This is a genomic window from Aquimarina atlantica (genome assembly GCF_000626715.1).
Lineage (GTDB): Bacteria > Bacteroidota > Bacteroidia > Flavobacteriales > Flavobacteriaceae > Aquimarina > Aquimarina atlantica.
The window spans coordinates 1-683 of record NZ_AQRA01000036.1 but is presented as its reverse complement, the minus strand read 5'-3'; the positions used below and the strand labels follow the sequence as shown (position 1 = coordinate 683).

Sequence of the window (683 nt, the reverse complement as noted above, 5' to 3'; positions counted from 1 at the left end):
ATTGGTGGCTGTAAAATGATATACCCCTGCATCTGTCCCTGTAGCATTAGAAATAACTAAATCTTTACTGGTTGCTCCTGTAATTGCTACTCCATCTTTATACCATTGATAACTGTTATTTGTACTTGTTAAGGCTGTACTAGATAAAGTAATACTACCATTTGCAGCTACAGATAAAGTCTCTGCCTGATCTATTTTGCCTTGAGGTGTATATAGATATCTCGTAAGATTGGTTTGATAATTTGCATGTTCGGCTTCAAAATCACTAAACACAAAATTATTCCCTTCAAGTTCCATAGTGTTTAAGATATCAGATGATGCAATTGCTGATAATCCTGATGGTATTTTTCCAGAAAAACTATTGTTTGCAAGCGATAACGTACGTAACTTGGTTAAACTACCTAGCTGATTTGGTAATTGACCTTCTAATTTATTCCCTGCCAGGTATAAAAACGTTAAGTCAGAAAGGTTCCCAAAGTTATCAGGAATTGTTCCTGTAAAATTATTGAAGGCTAAGTGAATAACTTTTAAGTTTAAAAGAGTACCTAATCCTGTCGGGATATCACCACTCATTTTGTTTAAAAATAGAGATATCGTACTTAGGTTTGATAGATTAGAGATCGAAGCAGGTATTATTCCTGTTAGTTTATTACGAGACAGGGATATACTTTTTAAATTAACCA

General features: G+C 33.8%; 2 pseudogenes. Both read right to left on the bottom strand.

Annotation, left to right across the window (positions count from 1 at the left end):
- Positions 1 to 573: pseudogene (locus ATO12_RS25235) on the bottom strand (hypothetical protein); the annotation flags it as partial.
- Between the two features lie 42 nt (positions 574 to 615).
- Positions 616 to 683 (bottom strand): annotated as a pseudogene (locus tag ATO12_RS26685) (hypothetical protein); the annotation flags it as partial.